Annotated in this window: 18 protein-coding genes; 10 read left to right on the forward strand and 8 right to left on the reverse strand. The window is 72.2% G+C overall.

Features of this window, described 5'->3' with window-relative positions:
- The first annotated feature begins 143 nt into the window (after positions 1–143).
- Positions 144–1,157 (forward strand): potassium channel family protein, encoded by a 1,014-nt coding sequence (locus ABZ780_RS07440; protein ID WP_357485022.1) that lies wholly within the window; start codon positions 144–146, stop codon positions 1,155–1,157.
- 12 nt (positions 1,158–1,169) lie between these two features.
- On the opposite strand, the gene ABZ780_RS07445 is transcribed toward ABZ780_RS07440, so the two are convergent.
- Positions 1,170–1,649 carry a MarR family winged helix-turn-helix transcriptional regulator gene (locus ABZ780_RS07445; protein ID WP_357009516.1) on the reverse strand — a complete coding sequence of 160 codons (480 nt, stop codon included), beginning with the start codon at positions 1,647–1,649 and terminating at the stop codon, positions 1,170–1,172.
- Positions 1,650–1,731: 82 nt separating this feature from the next.
- Here ABZ780_RS07445 and ABZ780_RS07450 point away from each other — a divergent pair, with 82 nt between their 5' ends.
- Positions 1,732–2,376, forward strand: a complete 645-nt coding sequence (locus ABZ780_RS07450) for an NAD(P)H-dependent oxidoreductase (RefSeq protein WP_357485025.1) — start codon at positions 1,732–1,734, stop codon at positions 2,374–2,376.
- A gap of 68 nt (positions 2,377–2,444) precedes the next feature.
- Here ABZ780_RS07450 and ABZ780_RS07455 read toward each other — a convergent pair whose 3' ends face one another.
- From ABZ780_RS07455 to ABZ780_RS07465, 3 genes are all read right to left on the reverse strand, one after another.
- Positions 2,445–3,479, reverse strand: a complete 1,035-nt coding sequence (locus ABZ780_RS07455) for a 2-oxoacid:ferredoxin oxidoreductase subunit beta (RefSeq protein ID WP_357009511.1) — start codon at positions 3,477–3,479, stop codon at positions 2,445–2,447.
- Positions 3,472–5,319, reverse strand: coding sequence for a 2-oxoacid:acceptor oxidoreductase subunit alpha (locus ABZ780_RS07460; protein WP_357009508.1), 1,848 nt, complete (start codon positions 5,317–5,319; stop codon positions 3,472–3,474). Before ABZ780_RS07460 ends, ABZ780_RS07455 begins: the two co-directional genes overlap by 8 nt.
- A 372-nt stretch (positions 5,320–5,691) precedes the next feature.
- Complete coding sequence (locus ABZ780_RS07465; RefSeq protein ID WP_357009506.1) at positions 5,692–7,125, reverse strand: hypothetical protein; 1,434 nt, start codon at positions 7,123–7,125, stop codon at positions 5,692–5,694.
- A gap of 129 nt (positions 7,126–7,254) precedes the next feature.
- Between ABZ780_RS07465 and ndhC the strand changes: the two genes are divergently transcribed.
- Positions 7,255–7,632, forward strand: a complete 378-nt coding sequence (ndhC, locus tag ABZ780_RS07470; protein WP_357009504.1) for an NADH-quinone oxidoreductase subunit A — start codon at positions 7,255–7,257, stop codon at positions 7,630–7,632.
- A gap of 66 nt (positions 7,633–7,698) precedes the next feature.
- On the opposite strand, the gene folP is transcribed toward ndhC, so the two are convergent.
- Positions 7,699–8,568, reverse strand: coding sequence for a dihydropteroate synthase (folP, locus tag ABZ780_RS07475; RefSeq protein ID WP_357485028.1), 870 nt, complete (start codon positions 8,566–8,568; stop codon positions 7,699–7,701).
- A gap of 150 nt (positions 8,569–8,718) precedes the next feature.
- On the opposite strand from folP, the gene ABZ780_RS07480 reads away from it, so the two are divergent.
- The 4 genes from ABZ780_RS07480 (at position 8,719) to ABZ780_RS07495 (ending at position 11,163) form a co-directional block, all read left to right on the forward strand.
- Entirely contained in the window at positions 8,719–9,381 is a 663-nt protein-coding gene (locus ABZ780_RS07480; protein WP_357485031.1) for a DivIVA domain-containing protein, read from the forward strand.
- Positions 9,378–9,875: an SRPBCC family protein gene (locus ABZ780_RS07485; RefSeq protein ID WP_357485033.1), complete on the forward strand. Its 498-nt coding sequence runs from the start codon at positions 9,378–9,380 to the stop codon at positions 9,873–9,875. The genes ABZ780_RS07480 and ABZ780_RS07485 overlap by 4 nt, the downstream gene beginning before the upstream one ends.
- A 69-nt stretch (positions 9,876–9,944) precedes the next feature.
- Positions 9,945–10,526: a DNA-3-methyladenine glycosylase I gene (locus tag ABZ780_RS07490; protein ID WP_357485036.1), complete on the forward strand. Its 582-nt coding sequence runs from the start codon at positions 9,945–9,947 to the stop codon at positions 10,524–10,526.
- A gap of 13 nt (positions 10,527–10,539) precedes the next feature.
- Positions 10,540–11,163, forward strand: coding sequence for a hypothetical protein (locus ABZ780_RS07495; protein WP_357485039.1), 624 nt, complete (start codon positions 10,540–10,542; stop codon positions 11,161–11,163).
- Positions 11,164–11,172: 9 nt separating this feature from the next.
- On the opposite strand, the gene ABZ780_RS07500 is transcribed toward ABZ780_RS07495, so the two are convergent.
- The gene (locus tag ABZ780_RS07500) at positions 11,173–11,964 is read right to left on the reverse strand and encodes an enoyl-CoA hydratase-related protein (protein WP_357485041.1); all 792 of its coding nucleotides are present in this window, start codon (positions 11,962–11,964) and stop codon (positions 11,173–11,175) included.
- Between the two features lie 3 nt (positions 11,965–11,967).
- Positions 11,968–12,786, reverse strand: coding sequence for a PaaX family transcriptional regulator C-terminal domain-containing protein (locus ABZ780_RS07505; protein ID WP_357009486.1), 819 nt, complete (start codon positions 12,784–12,786; stop codon positions 11,968–11,970).
- Positions 12,787–12,975: 189 nt separating this feature from the next.
- On the opposite strand from ABZ780_RS07505, the gene ABZ780_RS07510 reads away from it, so the two are divergent.
- Positions 12,976–13,143 (forward strand): DUF3117 domain-containing protein, encoded by a 168-nt coding sequence (locus tag ABZ780_RS07510; protein ID WP_007455245.1) that lies wholly within the window; start codon positions 12,976–12,978, stop codon positions 13,141–13,143.
- 146 nt (positions 13,144–13,289) lie between these two features.
- Positions 13,290–14,765 (forward strand): leucyl aminopeptidase family protein, encoded by a 1,476-nt coding sequence (locus ABZ780_RS07515; protein WP_357009484.1) that lies wholly within the window; start codon positions 13,290–13,292, stop codon positions 14,763–14,765.
- A 15-nt stretch (positions 14,766–14,780) separates the two neighbouring features.
- Here the strand turns inward: ABZ780_RS07515 and ABZ780_RS07520 are convergent, their stop codons facing one another.
- The gene (locus ABZ780_RS07520; protein ID WP_357009481.1) at positions 14,781–15,368 is read right to left on the reverse strand and encodes an O-methyltransferase; all 588 of its coding nucleotides are present in this window, start codon (positions 15,366–15,368) and stop codon (positions 14,781–14,783) included.
- 296 nt (positions 15,369–15,664) lie between these two features.
- Here ABZ780_RS07520 and ABZ780_RS07525 point away from each other — a divergent pair, with 296 nt between their 5' ends.
- On the forward strand, positions 15,665–17,089 hold the full coding sequence (locus ABZ780_RS07525) for a trypsin-like peptidase domain-containing protein (protein ID WP_357009479.1): 1,425 nt from the start codon (positions 15,665–15,667) through the stop codon (positions 17,087–17,089).
- Positions 17,090–17,092 lie beyond the last annotated feature (3 nt).

The following is a 17,092-nucleotide window of genomic DNA, read 5'->3' on the forward strand; positions in this document are numbered from 1 at the left end:
CGACCGGCTGCCCCTGCGGACCCGCGCTGCCGCTCGCCACGCGGGGCCGGCTCGGTTGCCCGCTGCGCAGCCCGGGCGTGCGGTGTGCGGCGTACCCGCTATGTTGTGGGCGTGCAGGCGACGGTGGCGGAGCAGGTTCGACGGTGATCCATTTCCCAGCTCAGCGGCGGGGTCCGCTGAGCGCGCTGAGCCTACGGCTCGCTGCCGCCCTGGGTCTGGTCTTCGCCGTGGTCGCTGCGGTCTACCTGGACCGGGACGGTTACCGCGACGTCAACGAGGACGGGCTCACCCTGCTCGACTCCTTCTACTACGCGGTCGTGTCGCTCTCCACCACCGGCTACGGCGACATCACGCCGGCCTCACCGTCGGCCCGACTGGTCAACGTCCTCTTCATCACCCCGGCCCGGGTGCTCTTCCTGATCATCCTGGTCGGCACCACACTGGAAGTCCTGACCGAGCAGTACCGGACCGGCCGTCGCCTGTCGCGGTGGAGGAGAAGCGTGAAGGACCACGTCATCATCTGCGGCTACGGCACCAAGGGCCGCAGCGCGGTCAACGCCCTGATGGAGAACGGGCTGGACCGGTCGAGGATCGTGGTGGTGGAGCGCAACGGTGCCGCCCTGCGGCAGGCCACGTCGGCCGGGCTGGTGGCCATCGAAGGGTCGGCCACCCGGTCGTCGGTCCTCAACGAGGCGCATGTCCGCAACGCGAAGGCCGTGATCATCGCGACCGACAGTGACGACGCGTCGGTGCTGGTGGCGCTGACCGTACGGCAGCTCACCGCCGGGCAGGTTCGGATCATCGCGGCGGCCCGGGAGGCGGAGAACGCCCCGCTGCTCAAGCAGAGCGGCGCCCACCACGTGATCGTCTCCTCGGCGACCGCCGGTCGTCTGCTCGGCCTGTCCACCTCGGCACCGCCGCTGATCGACGTGGTGGAGGACCTGCTCACGCCGGGTCAGGGCATGGCGTTGGCGATGCGTTCGGCGGAGCGGGACGAGGTGGGTCGCTCGCCGCGTGAGCTGGAATCGTTGGTGATCGCCCTGGTGCGGCGGGGCAAGGTGGTCACCCTGGCCGACCGGGCCGGTGCGGTGATCGAGACCGGCGACATGCTGGTGCACGTCCGCGACGACCGCCCGGAGTCCAGCACCACGGCCTGACCCCCGCCGCCGTCAGCAGGCGTCGACGTCCCTCCGGAGCGCGTCGGTGCAGATGGCCGGCGACGTGTTGGCGGCCCGCCGGAGCAGCTCGTAGAGCGTCTCCCGCTCGGCGGGATCCAGTGCGCCCAGGACCTCGTCCTCGGCACCCGCGAGGGCACATTCCGCCGCGCTGAGCCGTTTGACCCCTTCGGCGGTGAGGTCGACGACGTGTCGCCGACGGTCCTCGGGTGAGCGGCGTCGCTCGACCAGATGCTCGGCTTCGAGGTCGTTGAGCAGCCCGACGATGTTCGTGCTGTCCATCTCCAGGACGGTGGCCAGCGACTGTTGGCTGGTGCCGCCGCCGTCGCGCAACACGGTGAGCGCGACGAGGTGCCGGGGGCGCAGGCCCAACGGTGCCAGCACCGACTCCGACCGCAGCCGCATCCGCCGGGCCAGATGGTCCAGCAGGGCACCTGAGCGGTGCTCTGCGGGATCAAGGGGTGGGGCGGACATGTGAGCCAGTCTACCGACACCAGGGAACATCGGCCTGCTATAAATAGTTGACCCAGCGCAGACGATCCTTGAGGGAGAAGCCATGCACCTGCTGCATATCGATTCGAGCATCCAGGGTGAGCTGTCGGTGAGTCGGCGGCTCACCGCCCGCGCCGCCGCCGTCTGGCGTGCGGCTCACCCGGACGGAACGGTGACCTACCGCGACCTCGGGGCCGAACCGCTGCCGCACCTGGACCCGATTGCCGCCCAGGCCCGGGTGACGCCGCCAGACCAGCACACTCCGGCGCAGCGCGAGGTCTGGCAGCTCAGCGAGCGGCTGATCGACGAGGTGAAGCAGGCCGACACGGTGCTGCTCGGCCTGCCGCTCTACAACTACGGCGCACCCAGCAGCGTCAAGGCCTGGGTCGACCACCTGATCATGGCCGGTCTGTCGTACGACCCGACGACCCAGGAAGGTCACCTCAGCAACTGCAACTTCATCGTGCTGGCCAGCCGGGGCGGTGGCTACGGCGAGGGCACCCCGCGCAACGGTTGGGACCACGCCGAGCCCTGGCTCCCGCACGGCCTGTCCCTGACCGGTCTGCAGCCGCGCTTCATCACCGCCGAGCTGACCCTGGCCCCCGTGGTCCCGGCGATGGCCGAGCTGATCCCGCTGCACGAGGCGAGCCTCGCGGCGGCCGAGAAGGAGATCGACAACCTCTGGGTGCTCGCCTCCGCCCAGCGCTGAACAGCACCCGGCATGACGAAACGGCCGCCCCCGCTTCCGGGGACGGCCGTTACGTCATGCCGTACGCGTCAGAGGATCGTCCAGGTGTCGCCGCTGCCCAGCAGACCGGCGAGCTGCTGCTCGGGGGTCTCGGTGACCGTCGCCTTGGCGGCGGCCAACTGGCTCTGCACGACGCTGTCGTAGGACGGCCGGTCCACCGAGCGGAACACACCGATCGGAGTGTTGCGCAGGTCCAGGCCGGGCAGCCGGGACAGCGCGAAGGCGTACGCCGGGTCGGCGACCGTCGCGTCGTGCACGACGATCTCCTCCGGGCGGACCGAGCTGGTCTCCCGAACCTCCAGGCCGAAACCGCCCGGCGGGTGCACCACGCAGAACCGCCCGTCGGCGCCGAACGTGATCGGCTGCCCGTGCTCCAGGCGGATCAGGTAGTCGTCCCGGGTGGACGGGTCCTTGAGCTGGTCAAACGCACCATCGTTGAAGATGTTGCAGTTCTGGTAGATCTCCACGAAGGCCGAGCCCTCGTGCTCGGCGGCGGCCCGCAGCACCGACTGCAGGTGCTTGCGGTCGGAGTCGATGGTCCGTCCGACGAAGCTGGCCTCCGCGCCGAGGGCGAGGGAGAGCGGGTTGAACGGGGCGTCCGCCGAGCCGGCCGGCGTCGACTTGGTGATCTTGCCGACCTCGGAGGTGGGCGAGTACTGACCCTTGGTCAGACCGTAGATCCGGTTGTTGAACAGCAGGATCTTGAGGTTGACGTTGCGCCGCAGCGCGTGGATCAGGTGGTTGCCGCCGATGGAGAGCGCGTCACCGTCGCCAGTGACCACCCAGACCGACAGGTCCGGCCGGGACACCGACAGGCCGGTCGCGATCGCCGGGGCGCGGCCGTGAATCGAGTGCATCCCGTACGTGTTCATGTAGTACGGGAAGCGGGACGAGCAGCCGATCCCGGAGACGAAGACGGTCCGCTCGCGGGGGATGTTCAGCTCCGGCATGAACTGCTGGATGGCCGCCAGGATCGCGTAGTCACCGCAGCCGGGGCACCAGCGCACCTCCTGGTCGGACTTGAAGTCCTTGGCGGTGAGCTTGAGGGCGACGGGCTCAGACATTCTTCAGGACCTCTTCCAGCGTCGTCTCCAGCTCGGCGGACGTGAACGGCAGGCCGCGGACCTGGTTGTAGCTGATGGCGTCGACCAGGTAGCGGGCCCGGATGACGTGGGCGAGTTGGCCCAGGTTCATCTCCGGGATGACCACCCGGTCGTAGGAGCGCAGCACCTCACCGAGGTTGGCCGGCATCGGGGCCAGGTGCCGCAGGTGCGCCTGGGCGATGGAAAGGCCGCGCTGGCGGACCCCGCGGCACGCCGCGCCGATCGGCCCGTACGTGGAGCCCCAGCCGAGGACCAGCACCCGGGCGTCGCCGTCCGGGTCCTCCACCTCGATGTCCGGCACCGGGATCGTCTCGATGCGGGCCGCTCGGGTACGCACCATGAAGTCGTGGTTAGCCGGGTCGTACGAGATGTCGCCGGTCTTGTCGGCCTTCTCCAGGCCGCCGATCCGGTGCTCCAGCCCAGCCGTGCCCGGGATCGCCCACGGCCGGGCCAGCGTCTCCGGGTCGCGCAGGTAGGGCAGGAAGGTGGTGCCGTCCTCGCCGTTGGGCTCGGTGGCGAAATCGACCCGCAGGTCGGGCAGCGACTCCACGTCGGGCAGCAGCCACGGCTCCGAGCCGTTGGCGACGTAGTTGTCGGACAGCAGGATCACCGGGGTGCGGTAGGTCAGCGCGATCCGGGCCGCCTCCAGCGCGGCGAAGAAACAGTCCGACGGTGACCGTGGTGCGATCACCGCGACCGGCGCCTCGCCGTGCCGGCCGTACAGGGCCATGTTGAGGTCGGCCTGCTCGGTCTTGGTCGGCATGCCGGTCGACGGGCCGGCGCGCTGCACGTCCACGATCACCAGCGGCAGCTCCAGCGCCACCGCCAGGGAGATCGTCTCGCTCTTGAGCGCCACACCCGGACCGCTGGTGGTCGTCACGCCGAGCGACCCGCCGTACGACGCGCCCAGCGCGGCGCCGACCGCGGCGATCTCGTCCTCGGCCTGCATGGTGAGCACGCCGAAGCGCTTGTGCTTGCTCAGCTCGTGCAGGATGTCCGACGCCGGCGTGATCGGGTACGCGCCGAGGAAGACGGGCAGCCCGGAGCGGACCCCGGCGGCGACCAGACCCAGCGAGAGCGCGGCGTTGCCGGTGATGTTGCGGTAGGTGCCGGGCTGCATCTTCGCCGGCTTGACCTCATAGCGGACCGCGAAGTCCTCCGTGGTCTCGCCGAAGTTCCAGCCGGCCCGGAACGCGGCCACGTTCGCGGCGACCAGCTCGGGGCGGGCCGCGAACTTGCGCTCCAGGAAGCGCAGCGTCGACTCGTACGGCCGGGAGTACATCCACGAGAGCAGGCCGAGGGCGAACATGTTCTTCGACCGCTCGGCGTCCTTCTTGGACACCTCGAAGGAGGCGAGCGCGCCGACCGTCATCGAGGTCAGCGCCACCGGATGCACGACGTAGCCGGCCAGCGAGTCGTCGTCGAGCGGGCTCGCCTGGTAGCCGACCTTGGCCAGGTTGCGCTTGGTGAACTCGTCGGTGTTGACGATGATGTCCGCGCCGCGCGGCAGGTCGGCCAGGTTGGCCTTGAGCGCCGCCGGGTTCATCGCCACCAGCACGTTGGGCGCGTCGCCCGGGGTGAGGATGTCGTAGTCGGCGAAGTGCACCTGGAAGCTCGACACGCCGGGCAGGGTGCCGGCGGGTGCCCGGATCTCGGCGGGGAAGTTGGGCAGCGTGGAGATGTCGTTGCCCAACTGCGCCGTTTCGGAGGTGAACCGGTCGCCGGTCAGTTGCATGCCGTCGCCGGAGTCACCGGCGAACCGGATGACCACCCGGTCGAGTTGACGGATCTGCTTGGTCACTGTGCCACCTTCGTTCGCGGCTGCGGGGCTCGCAAAACCGGCTCAATCCTCGCGCTCACGCCTGCACCTCGTTGCGCGTGGTCGCGCGGGCGGCTGAGCATGATGGTGACCTCGCCTTGCCCGGTCACGGGACCTCCTTGACGCAACGCTGGACCGCACCGCCCAGGCTGGCTCGGTCCGCTGTTGTTCCTCACCGAGAGCCTACGTCCAACGGACCCCTGAGCCTTCCTGTAGGTAGGCCAACTGGGACCGGATCGGGGTGAGAAATGCCCTGAATTACGGGCTTTCGCACCGCGCGCCGTAATTCAGATCACCAGCTAAGGCCGCCCGGTGACTCTGGCCGGGCGTCGGTTCGGGGTCGCGGGTGATCGATCAGTCAGTGGGCTCGGGGGTGGGTCCGGTCGAGGGCCCGCTGAGCCGGCGACGCAGGGCGGTGGTGGCCAGCGCGAGGGCCAGCACCACCAGTAGCGCGGAGACCGTGACCAGGATGATCGCGGTGCGCTGCACCGAGGTCATCGCCTGGTCGTCGCGGGTGGCACCCGCGGGGAGTACGCCCTGGGAGCCGGTCGGCGCGGGCGGCGACACCACCGGGGTGGCCAGCGCGGCCGCCGCGGTGATGCGGAAACTCATCTGCACCCGACGGGTCGGGCCGCTGCGCGGGTCGAGTTGACCGATCACCGCACCGGACAGCGGCGCGTTTCTCTGGGCGTGCGGACTTGCCTCCACCGGCAGCCGCAGCTCACCGGTCTGACCCGCCGGCAACAGACCCGCGTCACACCGGGTCCGCGTCGGGTCGACCGCCACGCAGCCGGCCGGTGGGGTCGGCACGCTCACCCCGACCGGCAGGACCACCTCGATCAGGCCGGCGGCGTCCACCGTTCCGGTGTTGACCAGCCGGACCGCGAGGCTGCTCGCCGCGCCGCTGATGTCGAACGCCACCTCGTCGGCCGCAAGCGAGATGCCGGGTGCTGGCGGGCCGGGCGGAAACAGCACCGCGAACCCATGGTCGTCGGTCGCCTGGCCAGGCACGCCGGGCGCGTCCGCGATGACCTGGACGGAGCCGCTGAGCGGCATCTGCTCCCAGGCGGTGCCGGCGACCCGCAACCGGATCAGGCTGCTGAACCGGGTGCCCGCCCCGACCGTCCAGGCTCCACAGCGGTACGCGCCACCGCCTGCGGCGACGCACCCCTTCGTCCCGGCGTCGGTCAGCCCGGCCGGCAGCGTGTACGAGAGCCGGATCTGTTGTGCGGTGGTGCCGGTGTTGGCCACCGTCACCCGCAGCGTGGTGGCCGTGCTGGCCGCGTTCCAGTACGCCCCGGGCAGGGTGATGTCCTCGGTGGTGACCTGCACGCCGAGCGGGCTCGGTGGCACCTGCGTACCGCCCGGTGGCATCGGCAGGACCGGGGGCGCCGGTGGGCCGAGCGTCGGCGACCGCGTGGTGCCGCCCGGCGCGGGGGCGGTGGTGGGCGGCGGTACGTCCGGTGCGGTGGTCTGCGGCGCCGGTGGCGTCGTCACCGGCGGCGGCGCCGTGGTCTCCGGGGCGGGGATGGTCGGCGTGGGGCCGTCACTCGGCTCCTGGGTCAGGGTGGGTTCCTGCGAGGGTGCGGTGGTCTCCGGGTCGGCCCCGGGCTCGGCCGACGGGTCGGTCACGGCCGAAAGTGGCTCGCCGGCCGGTGCCGCCGCGCTGGCCCAGGCCGGCGCCACGGCGAGCGCCGCGAGCAGGCCGACCGCGAGGGAGGTCGCCAGCAGGCGCGTGGGACGCAGCCCCGTCGCCCGGTGCCGGGGCGAAACGTTCACGCGGGCCATCTGACCTCCGGTGCCATGGATGGAAGTCCAATATTCGGTAACAGTTGCCCATGTGCACTAGTCTCAACCGGAAACAAATCCGTAACGTGTTTGGTACGGGCCTTCCAGCCCGGGCGGTAGGCTCCCGGCGTGACCGGTTACCTGGGCTCGTACGCGACGCTCGGTCTCTTGCTGCTCGTCAGCGTCCTGTTCTTCGTTGCGGCGTTCGGGGCCAACCGCGTGTTGCGTCCGGCCCGTCCCGCCGACCCGGTCGGCAAGCGGACCAGCTACGAGTGTGGGCTCGACCCGGTCGGCGCGGACTGGGCGCAGATGCAGATCCGCTACTACGTCTATGCCTACCTGTACGTGCTGTTCGCGGTCGAGGCCGTGTTCCTCTTCCCGTGGGCGGTGGTCTTCGACCGACCGGGCTTCGGCCTGGTGACGGTGGTGGAGATGGCGGTGTTCGTGGCGGTGCTCGCGCTCGGCATCCTCTATGCCTGGCGTAGGAACATCCTGCGCTGGACCTGACCGCCCCGACCTCCGGCGATCGTGCCGGTCCGCCGGCCGTTCATGGTCGGTCGCCCCGACGACCGGTCAGGCCAGGCCCCGGCGGGTCGCCGTGGGTGGCCGGTCACCGCGAATCGACGCGACCATGTCCAGCACCCGGCGGGTGGGCCCGACCTGGTGCGCCCGGAACACCCGGGCGCCCAGCCAGGCGGAGACCGCCGTCGCGGCGAGCGTGCCCTCCAACCGCTCGGCCACCGGCTGGTCCAACGTCTCGCCGATGAAGTCCTTGTTGGAGAGCGCCACCAGCACCGGCCAACCGGTCCCGGTCAACTCGTCCAGCCGACGGGTGATCTCCAGGGAGTGCCGGGTGTTCTTGCCGAAGTCGTGGGCCGGGTCGATGAGGATGCCGTCCGGGCGTACCCCTGCCGCCACCGCACGCTCGGCGAGCCCGGTCACCGTCGCGACCACGTCGTCGACCACGTCGTCGAAGGCGGCCCGGTGTGGCCGGGTCCGCGGGACCAGCCCTCCGGCGTGTGAGCAGACCAGCCCGGCGCCGGTGCTCGCCGCCACCCGGGCCAGCGCCGGGTCGGCGCCCGACCAGGTGTCGTTGAGCAGGTCCGCGCCGGCCGCCACCGCCTCCGTCGCCACCTCGGCCCGCCAGGTGTCGATGGAGATCACCACCTCCGGGAACGCGGCTCGTACGGCGGCGATGGTGTCCACCGTGCGTCGGATCTCCTCGGCGACGTCCACCTCGGCGCCGGGGCCGGCCTTCACCCCGCCGATGTCGATGATCTCCGCGCCCTCGTCCACCGCCCGCTCGACCGCGCGCAGCGCGCTGTCGAGGGCGAAGGTGGCGCCACGGTCGTAGAACGAGTCCGGCGTGCGGTTGACGATGGCCATCACGACCAGCTCACCGGGGGCGAACGTCCGCCCACCCAGCCGAAGTGCCCCGGCCATGCCGCCTCCTGAGATTCCGCACCAGCGCCGCCGCGCCGGCCGATCCCGACGCTAGCCGGTCGATCGACCGGTACGCGGGGCGGGCGTGGGCGTCGATTGTGATCGGGGTGTGGGGTCGCTCCGGGCCGGCGGTCGTGCCACGATCAGTGCATGGGTCAGCTTCTGCTCTACCTGGTTGTCGCGTTGACCGTCGCGGCGGTGGTGTTCGGCGTGACGGTGCTGGTCAGCGGCCGCGATCCCGGCCTGGTGCCCGCCGAGCCGGATTCGCAGGCCATGCCGCTGCCAGGCACCCGGCCGCTGCGCGAATCCGATGTGGGCGCGGTCCGCTTCGACACCGCGCTGCGCGGGTACCGGATGGCCCAGGTCGATCAGGTGCTGCACCGTGCCGCCTACGACATCGGCTACAAGTCCGAGCTGATCGGCGTGTTGGAGTCGGAGGTCGCCGCGTTGCGTGAGGGGCGCACCGACGACGCGGACGTGCTGCGCCAGGCCCGGGAGCAATCCGCCGCGGCGGTGCCGGGCACGGCCGAGGCGAGCGCTGACCTGACCCCGGTCGACGACGCGCCGTTGGCCAGCTCGACCGTGGCGGGCGCGCCGCCCGCCGCCACCTCGTCCACGGCGGAGGCCGACGGCGTGGCCCCGGCCGGCTCGACCGAGGCGGGCCAGCCGCCCGCCGCCACATCCTCGATGGCGGATGCCGACGGCGTGGCCCCGGCCGGCGACGGGACCCCGGCCGACGGCGTGCCGGCCGACGGCGTGCCGGCCGACGGCACCGAGCAGCGCGGCGCGGTGGTCCGGTCGGAGTCGGCGTGACCGACCCGCGGGGCGCTGGCGATCTTGGTGAGGTGGCCCAGCCCGGTGCCGGTGAGGTCACGGCCACGGTGATCGTCGACGCCCCGGCGGCCCGGGTCTTCACCGCGTTGCTCGCCTGGGAACGGCAGTCCGACTGGATCCCGTTCACCCGGGTGCGGGTGATCGAGGGCGACGGGCGGGAGGGCAGCCGGATCGAGGCGGTGACCGCGCTCGGCCCGGCCGTGCTGCGCGACGAGATGCGGGTCGTCCGGGTCGACGAGCCCTACGAGATCGGCGTGGTGCACTGCGGCCAACTGCTGCGCGGCCCGGGCGTGCTGCGCTGCACCCAGCTCGACCGGTCCCGTACCCAGGTCGTCTGGCACGAGTGGTTCCACCTGCCCGGCGGCCGGGCCGGTCGGCTGGCCTGGCCGGTGCTCTGGCCCGGTTCCAAGTTCAGCCTCACCCAGGCGCTGAAGAGGTTCGCCCGTCTGGTCGAGCAGGGCCGGCTGCCCTGACCACACCCGGCGCGGGGGCCCCGGGCCGGTGGCAAGGGGCTGTCGGTGTGATGCCCTAGCGTGTACGAGGTGACTGACCTGGTGATCGGTGCCGACGGGCTGGTTCGCTGCGCCTGGGGGTCGAGCACCCCCGACTACGCCATCTACCACGACACCGAGTGGGGTCGGCCGGTGCGCGGTGACGACGCGCTCTACGAGCGGATGACGCTGGAGGCGTTCCAGTCCGGCCTGTCCTGGCTGACCATCCTGCGCAAGCGCCCGGCGTTCCGGCTGGCCTTCGACGAGTTCCGGATTCCGACCGTCGCCAGCTACGACGACGGCGACGTGGCCCGGCTGCTCGCCGACGCGGGCATCGTCCGCAACCGGGCCAAGATCGAGGCGGCGATCGCCAACGCCCGCGCCGCGCTGGAGCTGCCCGACGGGCTGTCCGCGCTGCTCTGGTCGTTCGCCCCGGCACCCCGGTCGACCCGCCCCGCCTCGTTCGCCGAGGTCGCGGCGATCACCCCCGAGTCGACGGCGATGGCCAAGGCGCTCAAGAAGCGCGGCTTCCGGTTCGTCGGCCCGACCACCGCGTACGCGCTCATGCAGGCCACCGGAATGGTCGACGATCACATCGTCGGCTGTCACGTCCCGCTCGCAACGGCGGCGTGATGGGATGGCAGGCATGACGACCGAGACCGCGCACCGGGCCGGCGGGACGGGCCACGCTGACGGGGCTGGCACCTGGGCCGTGCTCCTGCCCGCCGAGCGTTACGAGGCCGAGCGACTCGTGCACCACGACACGCTGGAGCTGACCGGGCTGACCGACGTGGGCCGGCCGCGCCCGGGTGACCAGGTGGCGGTGCTGGCCGACGAGCCGCCCCGACTGGTGGCCCTCGGCCGGGTCACCGCGCCCGCCCAGCGGCACCGGGAGGACCCGGACGACCCGCAGTCCCCGGTCGAGCCCGGGACGCTCGTCGTGGCGTACACCCGGCGATCTTTCGACGAGCCGGTGCCGGCCGACCTGCTGGCGTTCGACGGGCCACTCACCGCACTGGCCCCGGCGGCCTTCCGGGCGCTGGCCGACCAGCTGGGCCCGCCCCCGGCGCGGCGCACCTGGCTGGTCAGCCTCGACCTGCCGATCGAGGCCGGCACGCCAGCCGAGGCGGTCCGGCTGTTCTGGTCCTACGTGCAGGACCTGGGGCCGCGTGAGCTGCCCGCGTTCGTGTCACCGTCCGGCGACGAGTTGGCCATGCAGGCGTTCGTGCTGGGCGCGGAGGCCAACCAGGACCCGGAGGAGGACGACTGACCGGCGGGTTCAGCGTCCCTCGAAGACCGGCTTCTGCTTGGCCACGAACGCCAGGGTCGCCGCCCGGTGGTCCGCCGTGGCACCGCAGATCGCCTGCGCCTGCGCCTCCGCCGCCAGGGCGTCGTCGAGGGTGCCGGCGTCGGCGATGGAAAGCTGCCGCTTGATGGCCCCGTACGCGACGGTGGGGCCGGCGGCGAGGCGGGCGGCCAGCTCCTGCGCGGTCGGCAGCACCTGCTCGTCGTCGTCCGTGAGGCGCGTGATCAGCCCCAGCCGGCAGGCCTCCTCGGCGCGGACCGGCTCGGCCAGCATCAGCAGCTCCACCGCCTTCGCGTGGCCGACCAGCCGGGGCAGCGTCCAGGATGCGCCGGTGTCGGCGGCGAGGCCGACCTTGGCGAAGGCCATCAGGAAGCTGGTGCTCGGGCCGCCGATCCTGATGTCGGCGAGGAAGGCCAGCGACGCGCCCGCCCCGGCGGCCATCCCCCGGACCGCGGCCACCACCGGCTTGGGCAGATTGGCCAACCGGGCGGCGATCGGGTTGTAGTGCATCCGTACGGTGTCCAGCGGCGGGCCGGCGGACTTCTCCAGGGTCGACACGTGCTCGCGCAGGTCCTGGCCGGCGCTGAACGCCCCACCCGCCCCGGCCAGCACGACCGCCCGGCAGGAGCGGTCGGTCTCCAGCTCGGCCAGCGTGTCCCGCAGCGCCTCCTTGAGCGCCAGGTCGAGCGCGTTCATGGCGTGCGGCCGGTTCAGCGTGAGGGTGACGACGGCGTCGGTCCGGTCGACGAGCAACGGTTCGGTCACTGTCTAACGACCCTTCTGTCGAACGATGCGGCTGCCGGCGTCGAGGCACTGCTCGACGTACCGGTCGGCGGCCGGACGCAGGCGGGCCGCGTGCCGGTCGAAGAAGCTGGCCGCGGCGGTGCCGGGCCAGCGCTCGGGGAGCAGCGCCGGGGGCAGCTGCGGGTCCCGGAACAGGAAGGTACGCCACGCGTGCACGAGCCGGAACCGGGCCGCGTACGCCTCCTCGTCGCTGCTGCGCACGGTGACCGTGGCGAGCAGGGGGCGCTGGTCGGCGACGAACCGTTCGTAGGCGTGGCCGATCTCGGTCAGGTTCCAGGCGCGGCGGACCACACCCATCGCGCCCGGGGTGCCGGAGAAGTGCGCGGCGGTGAACCGTTCGAACCGGATGCCGGCCTCGGCGAGCAGCAGGTCGACGTCCTCGGCGGGCCGGGTGGCCACCCAGGTCTGTTCGTCGAGGGTGCCGTAGCCGAGGAAGCTGAGGTTCGCCGCGAGGCGCTGTCGGTCCCGGCGGGAGCCCGGCGCCTCCAGGACGAGCAGATCGAACCGGCCGTCCCAGGTGACCCGGCCCGTCCGGTAGATCCGGGCCGCCGCCTCGTCGAGTCGCCGGGCGGCTTTTGGTGTGATCGAATATCCCGGTCCGGAGGCCAGTCGGAGCGGGTCGAGCCAGCCTTGACGCACCATCCGGGACACGGCGGTGCGAACGGCGGGCGGCGCGATTCCCAACGGTGCCAGTAGCTTGACCAGGGCGGCGACCGGTGCGCGGCCACCTCTCGGTCGGAGATGGTCGCCGTACAGGTCGAAGAGTGCCGACCGTGCCTGCATGACCGCACATTGTGACAGGCCTTCTCAAGATAAGCTAGATGCTGTTACATCAATACTGCTCCGGTTTGGGTCCGGCGGTGTTCATCAGGGAAAATCGTTGGTCGACACCCCCGCGACCTTTGCGGGTGGCGTGACGAAGTGGCTGTGGGGCAACCCACCGACCCTGGTGTAGGTCTGAGGGGAGACAACATGGCGGCGATGAAGCCGCGGACGGGCGACGGTCCGCTGGAAGTCACCAAGGAGGGCCGGGGCATCGTCATGCGAGTCCCGCTGGAGGGCGGTGGCCGGCTCGTCGTCGAGATGACTCCCGACGAGGCCAATGCGCTCGGTGACGCGTTGAAGGCAGCCGCCGGCTGAGTGAGGAGCGCCCCGGGCGGCGTATGCCGCCCGGAACGCTCCCTGACCCTGAGCCACCGGCACCGCCGGTGGCTCAGGGTCTTCATCCGTGCGGACAGGCGGGTCCGGCTCCCGCTCCGCGACACTCCCTGGAGGTACGGTTCCGCGTGCTCGTCATCCGTCCGATCGCCGAGCCCGACGGGCTCGACGTCCTCGTTTTGCCCGTCCGCCCCTCCGATGCGGCGCCGGAGGGCGATGCCTCCGCAGTGCCGGTGCCCACCGCCGTGTCGCCACCGGACGGCACCGCCGAGGAGGCCGCCGCGCTGGTGCCGGTCGCCCGGCTGAGTGGCCGGGCCGGCGAGATCCGTACGCAACTGCGCCCCGGTCGCAGCCCTGGCCGGCTGCTCCTGCTCGGCATCGGTGACGGCAGCGAGTCGGCGTGGCGGTCCGCCGGCGCGGCCCTGGCCCGCTCTGCGGCAGATGAGACGCACATCACTATCGCGCTGCCGGCCGACGTGACGGCCGACGTGATTCGCGGGTTGACCGAGGGGCTGCTGCTCGCCTCGTACCGCTTCCGGCTGACCGACGCCGGCGACCCACCCGCGCTGAGCGGCGTCGACCTGCTGCTCGCCGACCCGGCCGCGCACGACAGCACCGTGGCCACGGCCCGGACCACCGCCGCGATGACCTGCCTCGCCCGCGACCTCACCAACGCCCCCTCGTCGCAGAAGAACCCGCAGTGGTTCGTCGATCAGGTGATCTCCGCCACAGCCGATCTGCCCGACCTGCGCCTACGCGTTCGTGGCCCGGCCGAACTCGCTGCCGAGGGCTTCGGCGGGATCCTCGCGGTGGGCGGCGGCTCCGCCAGCGGCCCGCGCCTGGTCGAGCTGGACTGGCACCCGGCGGACGCGCGTACCCACGTGGTGCTGATCGGCAAGGGCATCACCTTCGACACCGGCGGCATCTCGATCAAGCCGGTGCCGGCGATGAAGCTCATGCGCAAGGACATGGCAGGTGCGGCCGCGGTCATCGCTGCCACCCTCGGCGCCGCTGCGCTGCGCCTGCCGGTCCGGGTCACCACCCTGACCCCGCTCGCCGAGAACATGGTCAGCGGCTCGGCGTTCCGCCCGGGTGACGTCATCCGGCATTACGGCGGCATGACCAGCGAGACGACCAACTCCGACGCCGAGGGCCGCCTGGTCCTCGCCGACGCGCTGACGTACGCGGTGCAGCAGCTCAAACCCGACCTGCTGATCGACCTGGCCACCCTCACCGGAGCCAACGCCGTCGCGTTGGGCAAGCGCACCGCCGCCCTGTACAGCGAGAACGACGAACTGGCCGTCGACGTGCTGGCCGCGATCGACGCGGCCGGCGAGGCGGCCTGGCGGATGCCCCTGCACACTGACTACGTCGAGTATCTGGGCAGCGAGATCGCCGACCTCTACAGCGCGCCCACCCAGGGCGCCGGATCGGTGCTCGCCGCGCTCTACCTGCGCGAGTTCACCGGTGAGCTGCGGGACCGCTGGCTACACCTGGACATGTCGGCCCCATCCTGGGCGGACGGCGATCACGCCGAGCTCACCCGAGGGGCGACCGGCTGGGGCGTACGTTCGCTGCTGCGCTGGCTGGCCAGCATCGACTGACCGCAGGGTCAGCAGTCAGCACTTCACGGCGGCGAGCACCCCGTGCCCGACCGGGAGCAGCGCGGGGATCCAGTGCTCCGACTCCCGGACCGCCTTGATCGTCTCGCGGACGGTCACCGTCTCCGCATCCCGGGCGGCCGGGTCAGCGATCCGGCCGCCGGCCAGCATCCCGTTGAGCGCGAGCACGCCGCCGGGGCGCAGCAGCCGCAGAGCCGCCTCCACGCAGGCATGGAACCCGGTCGCCTCGGCGTCGACGAACACGAGGTCGTACGCCCCGTCGGCGAGCCGGGGCAGGACGTCCAGCGCGCGACCGGTGATGATCCGGGTGCGGCCTGCGGCGAAGCCCGCCTCGGTGAAGATCCGACGGGCGATCCGCTGGTGCTCCACCTCCAGGTCGATGGTGGTGAGCACGCCGTCGGCGCGCATGCCGCGCAGCAGCCAGACACCGCTCACCCCGGTGCCGGTGCCGATCTCCACCACCGCGCGGGCATTGCCGGCGGCGGCGAGCAGCCGCAGCGCCGCGCCTGCGCCGGGGGTGACCGCGTCCAGACCCACCTCGTGGGCCAGGCTGCGGGCGGTGCGGAGCACGAGATCCTCGGTCACGTACGACTCGGCGAACTGCTGAGCCTGGGTCGTCGAACTGCCGGAACCGGCGACCGTGGCGATGGGGCACCTCCGGGCGGTGCGTGGTGCGGGGGCGGGTGGGCACTGTGAGCGTAGAGGCGACCGCCGAGAGGCGCAGCCGCGCCTCCGTCCCTTGCGATCACCGGCCGCAACCGCTGACTCCACCGCGCGCATCCGTGCAATCCTGGAAGCGGTATTCCGTGGGCCTCGACCGCGCCGAACCGTGGCCGGGCGACGCCGCGCGGGATCCGGGGACGGGACTGGGAGGCACCGACGTGACCGACGGCTGGGATTGGCGCCGGGGCGGTGAGACTCCGGCTCCGGCGCGACCGCCCGGGGCAGGGGCCCCTCCGGCGGGGTCGCCGGCCATGCCGGGGAGCGGCAACGTGCCCACAGCCGGGTCACCGCCAGCCGGGTCATCGCCCGGGGCGGGTGTGCCGTACGCCGGGTCGGCGCCGACCTGGCCGGCACCGACCGCGAGCGGAACCGGTGCGGCCGGTGCCTCACCCTGGTGGTCCGACGCGCTCGGCGATCCGTGGCGCGACCCGGCGGCACCGGCCGCGGTGGTGGTGCCCGGGGTGGTGGCGCCCGGCACCGAGCCCGAGCCGGTCACCGACCCGGACGCTCCGGGCCGACCGACGCTGCGCCACCTGCTGCTCATCCCGTTGATCACCGCGCTGCTGGCCGGCACGCTGGGCGGTGCGTTGGGCTACGCGTTCGCGGTGCGCGGCGGCGCCGGCCCGACGGTGCTCGGCGCCGAGCCGGCCGAGCCGCCAGCGTTGGCCCAGCGCAAGCCGGAGTCGCTCGCCGGGGTCGCCGCACGGGTCCTGCCCAGCGTGGTCACCGTGCGGGTGAGCAGCCTCGGCGGCACCAGCGAGGGCTCGGGCTTCATCGCCAGCGCCGACGGGCACGTGATCACCAACGACCACGTGGTGGCCGGTGGCAGCGGCAAGGCCTCGGTGGTCTTCAACGACGGCACCACCGCGCCGGCGACCATCGTCGGTCAGGACCCGGAGTCGGACGTCGCGGTGATCAAGGTCAACCGGACCGGGCTGCGTCCGGTGGAGTTCGGCGACTCCGAGGCGCTGGCCGTCGGCGACCCGGTGCTGGCCATCGGCTCACCGCTCTCGCTGGCCAACACGGTCACCGCTGGCATCGTGAGCGCCCTGGACCGGACGATGCAGGCCGGTGAGCCGGGCGGCCCGGTGCGCTACTACGCGGCCATCCAGACCGACGCCGCGGTCAACCACGGCAACTCGGGCGGCCCACTGGTCGACGGCGCCGGACGGGTGGTGGGGGTCAACTCCACGATCAAGTCGTTGGTGGCCGAGGGGCAGGAGGCCGGCAACATCGGGCTCGCCTTCGCCATCCCGATCAACCAGGCCAAGCGGGTGACCCAGGACATCATCGGCACCGGCAAGGCCCGGCGTACGGTTATCGGTGCCCAGGTCGGTGGTCCGGGTGCGGGGACCGGTGGCGGCGTACGCCTGGCCGCCGTGGAACCGTCCGGGCCGGCGGCCGACGCCGGGTTGAAGGTCGGCGACGTGATCATGAAGCTCAACGGCCGGCCGATGACCGAGCCGACGGACCTGATCGCCCTGGTCCGCAAGTTCGCTCCCGGCTCGGTGGTGACGGTCGAGTACCGGCGCGGCACTGCCCGGCAGAACACCTCGGTCACCCTGGCCGCGGATGCCAAGTGAACA

Source organism: Micromonospora sp. NPDC047467 (genome assembly GCF_040643095.1).
Taxonomy (GTDB): Bacteria; Actinomycetota; Actinomycetes; order Mycobacteriales; family Micromonosporaceae; genus Micromonospora.